We start from the raw sequence: 16,040 nt of genomic DNA, 5'->3' as shown, positions 1-16,040 counted from the left end.
CGATCGACAGGGGGGCCACCCCCTGCCACAATCCCGGCCTATATAGCTGGCCGCGAAATACTCACCCTGCTCTGACGATAGACAGGACAGATGGAAGAAAGTGGTAACCCAATGACCATAAAAAAGATAGTGCACCTCTGCTCTACACTTGCCCTGGCACTCTCCGCCACGGCCTCACAGGCGGCGAACTACGCCGGCAATACTTTCGAAATCGAGATGATCGTGTTCGAACGCCCCCAAGGTATGGCACAAACCAATGAAACCTGGCCTGCGGAGCCGAACCTCACCTACCCTGCTCGCTGGGTGGACTTTGACACCCCTGCACCCCAGGAAGAAAAAGCAGAATCCCCTGTTGCAACCGCATTCCCTGAATCCACAGAGCCCCCCCAAGAAGATACAGCATTGGACGAGGAGCCTGTCAGCTTTGCAGTCAGCGAGTTCGGAGATCACAATACTGACCAAGCTCCCCCCCTCCGCTTACTCCTCTCCCCCGTAGACACCAAGCTGGATACTAAGGCGGCAGCTCTAGTGAGAGGCGGGGATCGCATTTTATTCCACAAAGCTTGGCACCAAGTTTTGGAGCAAAAACACAAGTCACCAGCAATCCTGATTGATGGTGGCGAAACCTTTTCAGGGCACAGCCAACTGGAAGGGTCAATTACCCTGAGCGTCTCACGCTATTTGCACCTGAGCACAAACCTTTGGCTCAATGATTTCTCTGCTCCCGCATCTGCGGCGGGTATCCGCCTGCCTCATCGACCCAAGACTGCCCCAACACCCTCCGAGGAAACAATTTCTTTCTCTGCCACGAATGAAGGGTTTATTGCTTCCAATCCGGATAGGTATAACTTCTCAAACGCAGCAGGAGACCAGGAGCCTATAACCCTAGATGCCCCGACTGAGCAACCGGTATATGTGATGCGGGCCGCTCATTTACAACATGAGCGCCGTATGCGAAGCGGCCAACTGCACTATATTGACCACCCGGCTTTTGGTATTTTGATTGAAATTCGCACTGTGGCTGAAAGCAACGAAGAAGTCACAGAAGAAACCACCCCAGTTACCTTGTAAACGGCCAATTAATACTCTTTTAAATACCCCCCTTCAAAGGGGGTATTCCATTTGCAACAGTATATATAACCAAACAAATTACACTTTCCTAAATCTATAAAAGCCGAATCGAATCCGGCATAACAGATAACACAACCAAACCAATTTGACTGCAATTTATAAAATAAAATTTTACAAAGGCAGCAACTTAACGATATCCGACAAGAAACAAGTACAAAAACACGGAAGGCGAAGAGAAAAACTCACCCCATTATTACAACACCCTCGCTCAAGTGAAAATCAATAGAAAAGCAAAATAGCCAAATAAAATAAAAAAGCTTAGTAAAGAAGCAGCAATAAAGATTTTTAAATTTATTCGCCAGACAGAACTGAAACCCTGACTCCTAACATTAAATTGGTTTCAAGATTATTAAAGCTTCACAAATAGCCTGAAGTGCTTTCAGAAATTTAAGGCGCAGGTAATTAATACATTTCAAAATATAACGAAACTCGTGGAACGGGTCATATATGTATGCAGACCGCCATAAGACACATATTGAACCAAGCGAATGGAGAAATAGAAAAGCGAGCTGAAAAGCCCGCTTTGGAGGCGCTGGCAGAGCTAACGGCTGGCACCGCAAACTCTACGCGACAACAGTTCTTTCAACGAGTGATCCGAAAATCACTCACAGGGAACAACATCTTCCGCCAGCAGTCCTTTGTCACCTTGTTGCATTTCGAACTCAACCGCCTGCCCCTCGTTAAGGGTTTTATAACCCTCTCCGCGAATGCTGCGATAGTGAACAAAAATATCTTCAGTTCCTTCTCCACAGGTGATGAAGCCATAACCCCGTGCGTTATTAAACCACTTCACTGTACCTGTAACGCGATCACTCATTGAGAAAACCTCATTATTGTTATTGCGCCTACCTCTATTACCTCACTGCTCAATTCGGCAAGAGGGGCAAACGCCACCCCATTGTTAACAAACTGCTCCATGCAGAATGCTATCTTGCTTCACCCTATTGAGAGTAACCCAAAGGGCGTAACCTGATTCTTAGATAAAACAGCGCCAGTGTCTAGGTTTCTATGTGAAATAAATACTACGTTTTTACCAAGAGGCGTAATTAACCGTCAAAACCCCAATTAAGCGCGATATTTAAACTAAACATTTGTACCTTATCGCACTCCCAATACTCAACTGTCTAACGCGGCTTCTCGCGCTAATGAAGGAATATCGGCAATATGTACCGTCGAGGTCGGAAATGCACAAGACGCACCATGGCGCTCAATTATATTGAGTACATTCAACAAAACATCCTGTTTGATTTCATGGTATCTCACCCACTCTGTCGTTCTGGTAAAGGTGTATATAAAGAAATCAAGGGATGAGGCTGCAAAACTATTAAAATTAACAATAAGAGTTCGGTTGGCATCTATTTCCGGGTGATGCTGTAACATTTTCTTAACATCTGCCACTATCTGCGCCATTAAATGGCCATCTTCATAACGAACCCCAATAGTTTCAAAGATCCTGCGATTGAGCATTCGCGAAGGGTTCTCGACAGAAATCTGCGTGAAGACACTATTAGGCACATAAACTGGGCGCATATCAAAGGTGCGTATGCGAGTCAGGCGCCAGCCAATATCCTCTACAGTCCCCTCAATCTCCTTGTCCGGGGAGCGTATCCAATCGCCAACCGCAAAGGGGCGATCTAAGTAAATCATCAGCCCACCAAAGAAGTTCGCCAGCAAATCCTTAGCGGCAAAGCCTACCGCCAACCCCCCGATGCCACCAAAGGCCAAAACGCCGCTGACGCTGTAGCCCAGGAATTGCATAATCACTATACCCGCAGTGATAGCGATCGAAGCCCGCACCAGCTTGCCGATGGCTCTAACTGTAGTGGCATCCATCGGCTTGCCAATATAGCGGGGATTGCAAAGGTTACGCTCAGCGCTGTGCGAGAAGCGCCAAGCGAACCAGGAGAGGACCAGAATAAGGCCTATCTCACGGGCAGGCTCTGCCAGGGAGAAAATCTCTGCACCCGTCGCCTGACCCGCACGGTGGGCGGCCACCGTGAGTCCCAACAGCCAGATTAATACTTGTCCAGGAGGGGAGAGAGCCCCAACCAGCGCATCATCCCAGGGATTGACAGTCTTCTCAGCCCTGGCAGCCAGTTTTTGCACAAAGCGGCCGAAAATCCAGGCCGCCAGTGCGGAAGCCAATACAATAAGAAAAACAGAGATTATCCAAACCCGGTTATCACCCAGCCAGGACAACAGCACACTCTCTACGGACTCCACAATTCCCCCTCCGCTTATAAAACCGGTTCCAGCCGCCCATAGGTTCTTGGAGCAAGCTGCGGAAACCGGTATTTCTCATCTACTGCATTATTGAAGCTAACCAGCTGCGAGTTCTATGCCAGCGCTCACTTTTTTCGAGTTCCGCCCAAGAGGTGATTGAAGGTCTACCCCGCATGGCTTTCAGGCGCTCACTCGATTCCGCTGCGGGAATAAAGTTCTGCAGCCCAGCGAGAGACTCCAAAGCCCCTGCGCGGTTATTGCAGACTACGCCCATATCACAACCCGCTTCCAGAGCAGCGCGGATTCTCTCCACATAACCACCGGCAGCTCCCGCCCCCTCCATGGACAGATCATCACTGAAGATAACCCCATTAAAACCCAGCCGTCCTCGCAAAATATCCCGTAGCCAGTAACGGGAGAAACCCACCGGCTGACTGTCTATATTGACGAAGCGAATGTGAGCGGGCATCACCGCATCCAGTTCATCGGCCCCTATGCAGTCAATAAAGGGCAAGGCATCGCTAACCAGCACCTGCTCCAGGGAGCGCTCATCTTGAGGAAGCTCCACATGGCTATCTTCAAGCACGTGCCCGTGTCCTGGAAAGTGCTTGCCGGTTGTAGCCATACCGGCCTCACGCATCCCTTGAATAAATGGCCTTGCAATAGCCGTCAGGTGATGGGGGTCGGGACAAAAACTGCGATCTCCAATAACTCGGCTGTGGCTGTCATCGGCATCCAGTACAGGGGCGAAACTGAAATCCATCCCTACAGCCAATAACTCAGAGGCAAGCAACCAACCCACATCCTGCAACTGTGCTGCTGAAGCCTCGGCGGACAGCTTTTGCATAGAAGGCAAACGCGTGAACCCCTCTCGAAAACGCTGTACTCGCCCACCCTCCTGATCAACAGCCAGCAGTATCTCTGGGCGCACAGATCGAATATCGGCAATCAGAGCTTGAATCTGATCGCGATCGCGATAATTGCGCGCAAAGAAAATCAAACCACCCACAAGTGGGTGGCGCAAAAGCTCGCAATCCTCATCAGTGAGCTTCTGCCCTTCGATATCGATCATCACCGGTCCGAGTGATGCAGGCATATTCAGTTCCTCTAAGATTCACCAGCTGCGCAGTTTAACCGGACTCCACCTTTAGCATTGCCGAAGCGGCCGGCACAAGGCGCTCCAAAGTTTCCGGCAGGCTGCTCTGAGCACCAAAATCCTCTCTCAGGATAGCCTCTATGGCATCGTAGCTCGACAAGGTAAAAATAGTGGCCCCTAACATAAAATACAGGCGCCAGTAGAACGTCACGGGATCAACCCCCGGTAAGGCCTCGGCCAGTAGACCTGCGAAGCGTCGGTAACTATCACCGTAACGAGACACTATAAAGCGGCGTAAGTGCCCCTGAAACTGCGTATAAGCTAGTCCCAGCAGTCGCATAAAGCGCTGAGCATCCAGCCCAAGTTGGCTCAGACTGCCCAACCCAACTCGGTATAGGCTCTCTAACAACCCTTCAACCTTAAGTGGCTGGCCAGAAGCTATGCGTCGATCCAACTCTGCTTCCAGGGCATCGGTAAATGGTGTTAGGAAACGCTCAAAGACCGCCTGGATCAACTCTTTCTTAGAACCAAAGTGGTAGTTGACAGCTGCCAGATTAACTCCGGCAGTACTCGTAATAGTCCTAAGGGATGTCTCAGTAAAGCCGCGCTCGGCAAAGAGCGCTTCGGCAGCATCCAAGATGCGGTTAACGGTATCCATCTGACTCATAGATATCAAACCACCATTTAAAACAGCTGTTTAATTTCGGCCAGAGTAGCACACTCCCAGCTCGCTGGCGGCTTATTGCACATGCAGAAAGAACGGTTGTAGGGGGAAGTCCGACCTGGCGAATCCCCATAGGCGAAATTGGTTTGGTAAGTTGGCAGGATAAGATGTAATTACCGAAGCGACTGACCACTACCTCTTCCCATAGGCCTTAGTGCATTCCACTGCGCGGGAAGAAAGATAGAGGCGCTAACTACTATTTAGGGACGAGGCACAGCTGTAGGCTCTGTATTTGGCCTCTACCTCCTGTATTCCTGTTTTTCCTGCCTCCCCTACTCCTCGCCCTATCCGATTGTTAATTAATAAAGAAAGTAACCTAGACATCTCGAAAACTATTTAATCCCTGGCTCGCATATATTTCATAATTAAATCTGCAGCCTCTTCCACTGCATCCACCACATGAAACAGATCTAGATCAGCAGAGTCGATACAATTTCGTTCCAATACCGTATCTACCAGCCAATCGTACAGCCCTCCCCAATAACGCTTGCCCACCAAAACTATCGGGAATCGCCGTACTTTTTGAGTTTGCACTAATGTCAGCGCCTCAAATAATTCGTCCAGCGTGCCGTAGCCCCCCGGTAAACCCACAAAGCCCACGGCATGCTTCACAAACATAAATTTACGCACAAAGAAATAGCGAAAATTCAAACTGATATCTTGGTAAGGATTGGCTGCCTGCTCAAAAGGCAGCTCGATATTTAATCCGATTGAAGTACCAGGCTGCTCAAAAGCCCCACGATTACACGCCTCCATCAGACCCGGCCCGCCACCGGTCATCACAGGTATCCCCTCTGCTGCTAAAAGCTCCCCAAGCTTCACTCCTTGCTGATATTCCTGGCTATCTTCAGTGAAACGCGCACCGCCAAAAACTGTTACCGCCCCGTTAAGCGCAACCAAACGCTCAATTCCATCAACCAACTCAGATTGAATGCGCAGAACTCTCCAGGCTTCAGCCATTTTCGCATCAAGCATTATTATTCTCCCTTGCTGTCAGTTCTTTCAACTATTCGTTTCATTCCTTGTTTTCTTAAACAATGTAGCAGCTGGACTGCAGGCAGGTGCTCAGTTTGCGAGATCCTTAAATCTGTATATAATCCCAGCAACTGTATAAAAATACAGAAACGCTAGGTAAATCTATGACCAATCTCACCGCACGCCAGACTCAAGTATTAGAGCTGATAAAAGCCTACCTGGACGACACAGGTTACCCTCCCACCCGCGCAGAAATCGCCCAAGAGCTGGGCTTTCGCTCGCCCAACGCTGCAGAGGAACACCTCAAAGCACTGGCACGAAAAGGAGCCATTGAGATGGTTGCCGGTGCCTCCCGAGGTATTCGAATTCCCGACCACCAATCGGGACTTCCCATCGTGGGGCGTGTCGCCGCAGGCAACCCTATTCTGGCAGCCGAGCATATTGAGGATTATTGCGACCTGCCCGCCAGTTTCTTCCACCCACCGGCAGATTATTTATTGCGGGTACACGGCATGAGTATGCGAAATGCCGGCATTCTCGATGGGGACCTTCTGGCAGTACAGAAGACCGAGCAAATCAGAAACGGGCAGATTGTGGTTGCGCGGATTGATGATGAAGTAACCGTTAAACGCTTCCGCCGCAAAGGTAATCAGGCAACGGTACAACTCCTACCTGAAAACGAAGACTTTGATACCATCCAAGTAGATATGCGGGATAAGAACTTTGTGATCGAAGGATTAGCCGTAGGCGTTATTCGCCAAACTCCATGAGACTAAAAGATTTACCGCCACTCAAAAACAACAACAGCGGCTTCTAGCCGCTGTTGTTCCACTTAATTTTTCGCCTTTACCATAGATTAGTGAATCGTATGGTTAACCGGCATCGACTCTTCCTCTTCAAAGTAACCTGGCTCCAGGTCATCGAGATTTTGCACAGCTTCTATACCCGCCTCTAACATGGCCCGGGCTACTGCTACCTTGTGCTTTCGCAAAAATTGGAGACTCTCGGCTGAGAAACGAATACTCACCAGAGGGTCCTCCTCATGGCCGGCACGGCGCAGAGCCACATCGCCATTGGCCAACTCGATAATCTCATAAGTTTCGGAGGACATTTGCTTTCCCTTCACTGCACATCAGTTTGCGCCCAGTGTACCACAGGCAATTTAGAAGTTTCAGTGGGCGCAAAAAGATGAATAGAAAGGTAGCGGAGCCCTCTTAGCACTCCTCGAGATTGGCACGCTGTCTAAGTATCAGCTCACTGAGAGCTTTGTGCCATTTAAGCAGCGCTTCGAAAGAAAGCTCAATTGGTACTGTTCCGGCGATATTGTGGGTCGGAATAAGGTTGCCAGCTTGCCCCTTTTCCTCCGCTAATGTAGGCAGCCTCAGGAGCTGGTTCCACGCGCGTAATAATTCGCTAAGCCAACTCTCTGGCTCTGAGAGCAATAACTGCAGTTCACTTACTTCAAGGCTCGCTCTCCCCTGGCTGTGCAGGCTATCTAAAATAACCTGTACAGACTCTGGTTCAAAACTCAATTGCAGCTGATGTGACAGTTCAGCCAGGAAAGCCTGATAGGCTTTCCACAGCTGCAACAAAGCACCTTCTTCCAGGGCCATTCGCTGAATAGAAGAATCATAACTACTTGTGGCCAGCAGCTGGCTCTTACGCAATGCCGAAGTGACTAGGCCGGTATAGGGATTACTCATTTACTTTTTTGCCGCCGCTTTCTTAGCTGCCGGCTTTTTCTTGGCCGCCGCTTCGACTTTCCAGGCGCCATCCCGATAAAAAGCCTTCCAACCCGTGGCCTTTCCGTCCTCCTCGGACTGAACATACTGCTCTTGGGTCTTACGACTGAAGCGAACTACGGTATCGCGCCCCTGATCATCCTGTGAGGGGGCCGAGAACAAGAAGCTGTACTTAGGGTCAATCTCACTCTGGTGAGGCAGTAGCTCTTTTATCAGCGGGGCACGGGTCTCACGGTTTTTCGGAAACTGGCTGGCGGCAAGGAATAATCCGGAGGCACCATCGCGGAGAATGTAATGATCCTCAACCTTCAGGCAAGCCAACTCCGGCATAGGAACCGGATCCATTTTGGGTGGCGCCGGCTGGCCATTTTTCAACAGCTTGCGGGTGTTCTTACAGGCTTCGTTAGTACAACCAAAGTATTTACCAAAACGGCCTGACTTCAGCTGCATGTCGCTACCGCACTTGTCACACTCAATAATCGGACCGTCGTAGCCCTTAATTTTGAACGTGCCCTGCTCTACCTCGTAACCATTACAGTCCGGGTTATTACCGCAGATATGTAGCTTTCTCTGCTCATCGAGCAGATAACTATCCATCGCCGTGCCGCACTTGGGACACCGGCGCTTCTCCCGCAACTGGCGGGTTTCGGCATCTTCGTCCTTATCCGCGTCCACAGCCTCATCGCCAGAGACGAGATTCATCGTGTTGGTGCAGCGCTCCTTAGGAGGAAGCGCGTAACCGGAGCAGCCAAGGAATACACCGGTAGAGCCTGTGCGGATCTGCATATGGCGACCACACTTACTGCACTCGATATCGGTATCTGTCGGCGTGTTGCGCCGCATACCCGCATCACTGGACTGAGCTTTTTCCAACCGCGAGGAGAAATCCTGATAAAACTCGTCGAGTAACTGCTTCCAACCTTTATCGCCATCGGCAACCGCATCCAGAGACTCCTCCAGGCTTGCGGTAAAACCGTAGTCCATCAGATTTTTAAAACTTTCGCTGAGACGGTCGGTGACAATATCACCCATTTTTTCCGCGTAGAAACGGCGGTTCTCAAGCCGCACATAGCCCCGATCCTGAATTGTGGAAATAATAGAGGCATAGGTTGAGGGCCGGCCGATACCACGCTTTTCCAGCTCTTTCACCAGAGCGGCTTCGCTAAAACGAGCCGGAGGCTTGGTGAAATGTTGTTTCGGGTCCAGCTGCTGCAGAGACAGCTTATCGCCAACCTGAACATCAGGCAGCAGCAGATCTTCATCTTTCTTGCCCGCAGGAGGGGCAACTTTGAGAAAGCCATCAAAACGAATCACCCGGCCGCGAGCACGCAACTCAAAGTCACCGGCACTCACCACAATTGAGGTGGAAGTGTATTTTGCCGGGGTCATCTGGCAGGCGACAAACTGCTGCCAAATCAGATTGTAGAGCCGCTCCGCATCCCTCTCCACACCTGAGAGCATATTGGGGGCAACACGTACATCGGAGGGACGAATTGCCTCGTGAGCCTCTTGCGCTCCCTCCTTGCTGCTATAACTAACCGGCTTTTCTGGCAGATACTTATCGCCAAAATTCTCTCCGATATACTGCCGGGCCGACTCAACCGCCTCTTTACTTAGATTGGTCGAATCGGTACGCATGTATGTAATATGGCCGGCTTCGTAGAGGCGCTGCGCAAGGGTCATGGTTTTCTTGACACTGAAACCGAGGCGATTACTAGCCGCCTGTTGTAGTGTCGAAGTAATAAAGGGAGCACCAGGCTTGGAACTGGTAGGCTTATCGTCACGGCCGCTAACAACAAACTCACTACCCTGAAGCAATTTCACCGCGCTATTCGCATCAGCTTCATTGGTGGGGCGGAAAGTTTCACCAGCTTGTTTTTTAACCTCTAGCCGCAGCTTGTTCGCTTTGCTGGTAGCGGTGTCAGCGAAAAGCGTCCAATACTCCTCAGGAATGAAAGCGCGGATCTCACGTTCGCGCTCTACCACGAGACGAACTGCCACTGACTGCACCCGGCCAGCAGAGAGTCCTCGGGCAACTTTCTCCCACAATAGTGGGGAGACCATATAGCCAACAATACGATCGAGGAATCGGCGAGCCTGCTGGGCATGAACCCGATTGATATTCAGGCGGCCGGGATCTTTAAACGCCTCCTGGATCGCGGACTTAGTGATTTCATTAAAAACCACTCGGCGATAGCGTTCGTCATTACCGCCAATTGCTTCCCGCAAGTGCCAGGCGATCGCCTCTCCCTCGCGGTCCAAATCCGTTGCCAGATAAATGTGATCGGCATTCTCAGCCAGCTTTTGCAACTCGCTGACTACTTTTTCCTTGCCTGGCAAAATTTCGTAGTGAGCCTGCCAGCTATTATCCGGGTCGATCCCCATGCGCTTGATCAGCTGAGCACGATTTTTCTTGCGCTTGTAAGCCTCTTTCGCCTCAGGGGAAAGCTTACGAGTCTCTGCCGCACGCCTTGCCCGTTCTTTTGCGTCAACGGGCTGTTTGTTGCCGCCACCGGTTGGCAAATCGCGAATATGACCGACGCTGGACTTAACAACAAAGTCCTTGCCGAGATATTTATTGATGGTTTTCGCTTTGGCCGGTGATTCGACGATGACCAGTGATTTACCCATAAGCCTTTGATTTCAAATGAAAAATTTACTGCTATCCGAAGCATTTCAGGCCCTTCAATCGGGCCTGCGCTGCGCGAATATATAAGCCTCAGTCAAGGCGCGGTCAAGCAAAGCTGACAACTTTTAGTGCTTATTCGCCAAATTTCACCCCCAGAAAAGGGTAAAATTGTGACAATTTTCCCTATTTGAGCAGCCCACTAAAATGCCTGTCGCCCTAGTCTTCTGGGAGCTTAATGGGACTGATCTTGCGTACAGATTCTTCTATAAGAGGGGTGTACTCCGCCAAACTCTCAGACAGCTGCGAAAAAGCTTTGACCCCACCGTTTTCCTGCCATTGCACGCCCAATCCGACATCGGTTGCGATAATCGCACAGCAATCCGCCGGCAAGCTATCCAGCAACTGGTGCAATTGCTGCCATGCTGCCTGGGGGGCTCTCACACTGTTGCCCCAGTCCCAACTACCGGCAAAATTCATTTCATGCGTAATCCGCTGGCGCTGCAGCTTCCAACCAATCTGTAGACGCTTTCTATCCTTCCACCGATAGTAATAAACCGCTGCGGTCCCCTCCCCCAAAGCTTCAGGTAAGGCTTGAATTTGCACGGTAATGCCTGCCCTGGCGGCACGGCCACGCAAATCAGCCAGACGGCTGTCGCGCTGATTGGGCTTCAGCCACATCACTGGCCCCAGCACCAGGGCAATAGCAAAGCCAATTATGATTACCGGTAGCCATTCGGACATAAAAGTTCCTTATGATAGATTTAAAAACGGCCTATTCTGCGGCGCCATATATGATCCATGTCAAACAGTTTTTTTTGCGATAGACTGAAAATAGCTGTCGTAAGAGGCCCCACTGGGCAAATAGAAAAGACAGGAGCTAATGGAAAATGGCGAAATATGAACGAATATTGGTGGGCCTGGACCTCTCGGAAGAATCCTCACAAGTGCTGGAAAAGGCGGCCTCTCTCGCTGAAGCTTTCAATGCCGAAATCAGCTTGATGCATGCCATTGAGCCGCTGACATTTGCCTACGGTGGGGATATCCCCATGGATTTATCAGAGGTGCAGGATCAGCTACAGAGACAGGCCAAGGAACAGCTCCACAAAGCCGCTCTACCGCTGAATATCCCCGCTGAACGACAGCATGTAATTTTGGGCCAACCATCCACCGAGATACATCGCCTAGCCAAAGATCTAGAGGTCGATCTTATTGTTATCGGTAGCCATGGACGCCATGGCCTGGCTCTTCTGCTGGGCTCAACCTCTAATGGGGTTCTTCACGGCGCCAAGTGCGATGTTTTAGCTGTCAGGGTATATGTGGACGAAGAATAAGCCCCCTCTTTCGGCGAGAGAAGTGGTGCCATGCACCCCTTCTCTCCAATACTCAAACCTTACTCTTCGCCCCCCTCCAACTCCGACCATCGATCAAAAGCGGTCTCTAATTGAGTTTGCTTCTCCGCCAGTAAATTGAGCCGGTTTTGCACCTGGGCTTGCTCCTGTTGATAAAAAGTAGGGTCTGCTACCTCAGCCTCTATAGCGCCAATTTCAACTTCAAGCTGTTCGATCAAGGCTGGTAAGCCATCCAGTTCACGTTGCAGCTTATAGCTGAGCTTCTTTTTCTTAGCCTGAGGCTTGTCCGCTTCGACCGGCTTCGCTTTCACCTTGCCTTCGGGGACTTTTTCCTCTTTTGACTCCTGTTCAAAACTACCTCCCTGGCGAATGAAGTCCGCATAACCACCCACATACTCTCGGATACGACCATCTCCCTCGAAGGCTAGACAGGAATCCACAACATTATCGAGAAATGCACGGTCGTGACTGACTAATAACACTGTGCCTGTGAATTCCAAAAGTAACTTTTCAAGCAGCTCCAGGGTTTCTACATCCAGATCGTTGGTCGGCTCATCGAGCACCAGAATATTGGCTGGCTGACTGAATAATTTCGCCAGAAGAGCCCTATTGCGCTCACCACCACTCAACGCACCTACCTTGGTCCGCGCTTTCAAACCGCTAAAGAGGAAATCGGATAAATAGGACATGATGTGGCGGCTTTTGCCGCCAATGGTGACAGAGTCGCGCCCTCCACCAACATTATCCAACACGGTAAGTTCTGGATTTAATTGGTCCCTGCGCTGATCAAAGTAGGCTACCTGCTGCTTTGTACCCAAACGCACCTGACCAGACTGAGACTGAAGGTCCCCGAGCAACACTCGAATTAAGGTGCTTTTACCAACTCCATTAGGGCCAATCAATCCCACCTTATCACCGCGCATTAAGGTAAATGAAAGGTCGCGAATCAGGGGGGACTCATTGGGGTAGGCAAAGGTAACGTTACTAAGCTCAGCCACCAACTTACCGGATGTTTCTCCACTATCGAGAGACATCCTTGCAATGCCCTGTTGAGTTCGACGCGCCTCTCTCTGGCGCCTTAGTCCCTGCAAGGCCCGCACCCGCCCTTCATTACGGGTGCGTCGCGCCTTGATACCCTGGCGAATCCAGGCTTCCTCCTGGGCTAGCTTTTTGTCGAATAGCGCTTCGTTCCTGGCCTCTTCTTCTAAAAGTTTCTCTTTTTCTTCCTGGTAACGCCCAAACTTACAACGAAAAACTCGTAGGTATCCACGATCCAAATCCCAGACTGTACTGGCCAGCCGCTGCGCCAAAGCACGATCGTGGCTGACGAACAATAACGCGCCTCTAAAAGTATCGAGGAACCCTTCCAACCACTCCACAGCGGCAATATCCAAATGGTTGGTGGGCTCATCGAGAATGAGCAAATCGGGCTCTGTAACCAGTGCGCGCGCGAGAGCTGCACGGCGCTGCCAACCTCCAGAGAGATCAGCCACGGATTCATCGGGACTCAAGCCGAGGCGGTCGAGCACACTATCGACTCTAGGCAGGAGATCCCAGCCGTGCTCCGCTTCAATTTTGGCCTGTAGCTCGGCCGATGGGTCCTCCCGATAACCAGCCAATACCCCCCCTATAGGGCCCAGACCCTCGGCAACATATCGGTAGACAGAGTCGAGACAGCCTGCGGGCAACTCCTGCTCAAGGGTTGCCATAACCATCCCACTCGCGCGCACAATCTCCCCAGCATCTGGGTCCACCTGCCCCGCAATTAAACGCAACAGGCTGGACTTACCCTCTCCATTGCGGCCAACAAGGCAAATACGATCGCCCCGCTCAATTTTTGCACTGACGTTTTCAGCAAGCACCTGGGTCCCGTAACGCAGACTGACCCCATCCAATAGAAGCAACATAATTAGGCACTACAATTAACAGACCCGGTTAACATTCTCGCTAGTTAGTTGAATGAAACGAAAATTGATACTTCGGGTCCTGTGAAAAATTCGCTATTTTACGCTTTTTTGCCAAGCCGTCTCATAAACTTGCGCGACCAGACTCAACTTCGGGGTTACTGTCATGTCAGTTAGCACAAGTCGACTCTTCCAGTTTATTGCCCCTTTAATGGTCTGGATCTGCCTCAGCGCCCAGGCAGAGCCACAAGCATCATCGAAGGAGTTGTCTCAGCAAAACAAGCCAACCACAGGTATATCCAACCAGCGCCAGCTATTACAACAAGCCAGGATAGCGATTAAATACGGCAATAAAAAACAGTTAAAGCAATTGAAAGCCAAGTTAGCGAATTACCCTCTAGTGCCCTATCTCGACTACTGGGCAATCGGAAAAAAATTACGCCAATTACCTCTAAAAGATATTGATCGCTTTCTCGCTGAGAACCAGGGAACAGCGGTGGGTGACTGGATGCGTATTAGGTTACTCAGAGAGCTGGGGCAACAGAGACAATTTCAGACCTACCTAAAATACTTTAAACCTGAGAAACACAAGCGCGCGGCACTGCGTTGCTATTATGCCGACGCACTATTTCGCCATGGCAGCAAAGACAATGCCGATCAAGTAACCACCGAGCTCTGGCTGGTTGGGCACTCACAAGTAGAGGAGTGTGACCCAGTTTTTGCCCGCTGGAAGCGCAATGGCGGCCTAACCCAGGAAAAGATTTGGTCCCGCCATTTACTCGCCCTAGAAGAGGATAACCTAGAACTCGCTTCCTATATCGCCAGGAAAATGGACAAACCCTTCCAACAAAGAGCAGCCCTGCTACGGGAGGTACACAAATCACCCAAGCTTCTTCTCAATTACCCTCGCTTCTTACAGTCACCGGAGCATCACAGGGAAATTATTCTGCATGGATTGCATCGATTAGCTAGGGAAGATGCAGCCGTCGCTGAACAGGCATGGCAGCGCTATAGTGCCAGCCTCCTGTTTAACGATAAGGAGCAAGCCAATATGCTCCGCCATCTGGCTCGACAATTTGCGCGTCAAGACGATACCCAGGGACTGCTACAACTGACCAAGAATCACACAATGGATGATGGATATTCCATTGAATGGCTGGCGCGGCAATCCCTGCGAGAGCTCGACTGGGAGCAGGTTGCCTTTTGGATTGATCGCCTGCCACTCGATCGGCAACAGCGCGATCGCTGGCTCTACTGGAAAGCCCGCTCACTGGAAGAACTTTATGGTAAAGCGCAGTCTGGAGCAGCCTCCCTGCTCTATCGAAAAGCTGCACGGGAACGCAGTTACTACGGCTTCCTTGCTGCCGATACCCTCGGACAAAATTACAGCTTTGTAGATCGTCCCGCGCCAATCACGCCAATTCAAGTGCAGCAGATGGCCCAGCACACCGGCTTACAAAGGGCACGTGAATTGCAGGCTATTGGTGAACTATTCCATGCTCGGCGTGAGTGGAGCTACGCTACTCGGGAAATGGATCACGAGGAGCTATTAGCCGCGGGCAAAGTGGCAAGCGCATGGGGTTGGTATCACAAATCCATTCAATCTGTTCTTGCGGCAGACTACCTGGATGATCTGGAACTCCGCTTCCCCCTGGCCTTTGCCGATATTGTAGAAAGTGTAAGTGAGCAGGTTGGACGGCAGAGCACGCCTCTAGAGCCCTATATGATTTACGCAGTTGCCCGCCAGGAAAGCCACTTCAGCCACGACGCCAAATCACGGTCTGGCGCATTGGGTCTAATGCAATTGCTACCCTCTACCGCACGCGCAACGGCAAAGCGCGCCGGTGTACGCTATCGACGCAGCTGGGATCTACTAAGCCCCAAAACTAATATTGCCCTTGGCAGCTTTTACCTGAGCACCCTGTTAAATCGATTCGATAACAATCGCTTCCTCGCCGCTGCCGCTTACAACGCGGGGCCAACGCGGGTTGCCAAGTGGTTAAAGGAGACTCGTCAGCGCCTGCCACACGATGTCTGGATCGAGACGATTCCCTATAGTGAAACAAGGAATTATGTACAGAATGTACTCGCTTATACGGTAATTTATGCCTATCGGAGCGGCACCAAGCTGCAACTTCTCAAGGCGCATGAGGCAGGGAATAAACTTTAAGGTGCCTCAGAATAACCTTACAAACCTCTGCCCTAACTTTGATACCGTTTAAATAGGAATAGAGCCCCCCTTGGGCAGCCGAGTCATTAGGGCTTAA

14 protein-coding genes are annotated in these 16,040 nt (G+C 50.7%); 4 read left to right on the top strand and 10 right to left on the bottom strand.

The window, feature by feature from the left end; genetic code table 11:
- Positions 1-111 precede the first annotated feature (111 nt).
- Complete coding sequence (locus ACJJIV_RS20040) at positions 112-1,071, top strand: CsiV family protein (RefSeq protein ID WP_444890123.1); 960 nt, start codon at positions 112-114, stop codon at positions 1,069-1,071.
- 661 nt (positions 1,072-1,732) lie between these two features.
- Here ACJJIV_RS20040 and ACJJIV_RS20035 read toward each other — a convergent pair.
- From ACJJIV_RS20035 to ACJJIV_RS20015, 5 genes are all read right to left on the bottom strand, one after another.
- Positions 1,733-1,948 carry a cold-shock protein gene (locus ACJJIV_RS20035; protein ID WP_020413094.1) on the bottom strand — a complete coding sequence of 72 codons (216 nt, stop codon included), beginning with the start codon at positions 1,946-1,948 and terminating at the stop codon, positions 1,733-1,735.
- Between the two features lie 299 nt (positions 1,949-2,247).
- Positions 2,248-3,354 (bottom strand): mechanosensitive ion channel family protein, encoded by a 1,107-nt coding sequence (locus ACJJIV_RS20030; RefSeq protein WP_444886415.1) that lies wholly within the window; start codon positions 3,352-3,354, stop codon positions 2,248-2,250.
- Between the two features lie 79 nt (positions 3,355-3,433).
- Entirely contained in the window at positions 3,434-4,450 is a 1,017-nt protein-coding gene (nagZ, locus tag ACJJIV_RS20025) for a beta-N-acetylhexosaminidase (RefSeq protein WP_444890122.1), read from the bottom strand.
- 34 nt (positions 4,451-4,484) lie between these two features.
- Positions 4,485-5,117 (bottom strand): TetR/AcrR family transcriptional regulator, encoded by a 633-nt coding sequence (locus ACJJIV_RS20020; RefSeq protein ID WP_444884603.1) that lies wholly within the window; start codon positions 5,115-5,117, stop codon positions 4,485-4,487.
- A 393-nt stretch (positions 5,118-5,510) separates the two neighbouring features.
- The gene (locus ACJJIV_RS20015; RefSeq protein ID WP_252081961.1) at positions 5,511-6,149 is read right to left on the bottom strand and encodes an LOG family protein; all 639 of its coding nucleotides are present in this window, start codon (positions 6,147-6,149) and stop codon (positions 5,511-5,513) included.
- Between the two features lie 164 nt (positions 6,150-6,313).
- On the opposite strand from ACJJIV_RS20015, the gene lexA reads away from it, so the two are divergent.
- Positions 6,314-6,919: a transcriptional repressor LexA gene (gene lexA, locus ACJJIV_RS20010; protein WP_252081962.1), complete on the top strand. Its 606-nt coding sequence runs from the start codon at positions 6,314-6,316 to the stop codon at positions 6,917-6,919.
- Positions 6,920-7,005: 86 nt separating this feature from the next.
- Here the strand turns inward: lexA and ACJJIV_RS20005 are convergent, their stop codons facing one another.
- From ACJJIV_RS20005 to ACJJIV_RS19990, 4 genes are all read right to left on the bottom strand, one after another.
- Positions 7,006-7,260, bottom strand: coding sequence for a hypothetical protein (locus tag ACJJIV_RS20005; protein WP_252081963.1), 255 nt, complete (start codon positions 7,258-7,260; stop codon positions 7,006-7,008).
- Positions 7,261-7,363: 103 nt separating this feature from the next.
- Positions 7,364-7,852, bottom strand: coding sequence for a DUF6586 family protein (locus ACJJIV_RS20000; protein ID WP_252081964.1), 489 nt, complete (start codon positions 7,850-7,852; stop codon positions 7,364-7,366).
- Positions 7,853-10,522, bottom strand: a complete 2,670-nt coding sequence (gene topA / locus ACJJIV_RS19995; RefSeq protein WP_252081965.1) for a type I DNA topoisomerase — start codon at positions 10,520-10,522, stop codon at positions 7,853-7,855. It abuts the gene before it with no gap.
- Positions 10,523-10,736: 214 nt separating this feature from the next.
- Entirely contained in the window at positions 10,737-11,261 is a 525-nt protein-coding gene (locus tag ACJJIV_RS19990; protein WP_252081966.1) for a hypothetical protein, read from the bottom strand.
- Between the two features lie 146 nt (positions 11,262-11,407).
- Here ACJJIV_RS19990 and ACJJIV_RS19985 point away from each other — a divergent pair, with 146 nt between their 5' ends.
- Positions 11,408-11,851, top strand: a complete 444-nt coding sequence (locus ACJJIV_RS19985; protein WP_252081967.1) for a universal stress protein — start codon at positions 11,408-11,410, stop codon at positions 11,849-11,851.
- A gap of 59 nt (positions 11,852-11,910) precedes the next feature.
- On the opposite strand, the gene ACJJIV_RS19980 is transcribed toward ACJJIV_RS19985, so the two are convergent.
- Positions 11,911-13,776: an ATP-binding cassette domain-containing protein gene (locus tag ACJJIV_RS19980; protein WP_444890121.1), complete on the bottom strand. Its 1,866-nt coding sequence runs from the start codon at positions 13,774-13,776 to the stop codon at positions 11,911-11,913.
- 163 nt (positions 13,777-13,939) lie between these two features.
- Here ACJJIV_RS19980 and ACJJIV_RS19975 point away from each other — a divergent pair, with 163 nt between their 5' ends.
- Positions 13,940-15,943: a transglycosylase SLT domain-containing protein gene (locus ACJJIV_RS19975; RefSeq protein ID WP_444890120.1), complete on the top strand. Its 2,004-nt coding sequence runs from the start codon at positions 13,940-13,942 to the stop codon at positions 15,941-15,943.
- The last annotated feature ends 97 nt before the right edge of the window (positions 15,944-16,040 follow it).

It is taken from the genome of Microbulbifer mixtoriginis (SeqCode) (genome assembly GCF_052466765.1).
This window is presented reverse-complemented; position numbering and strand designations above follow the sequence as displayed.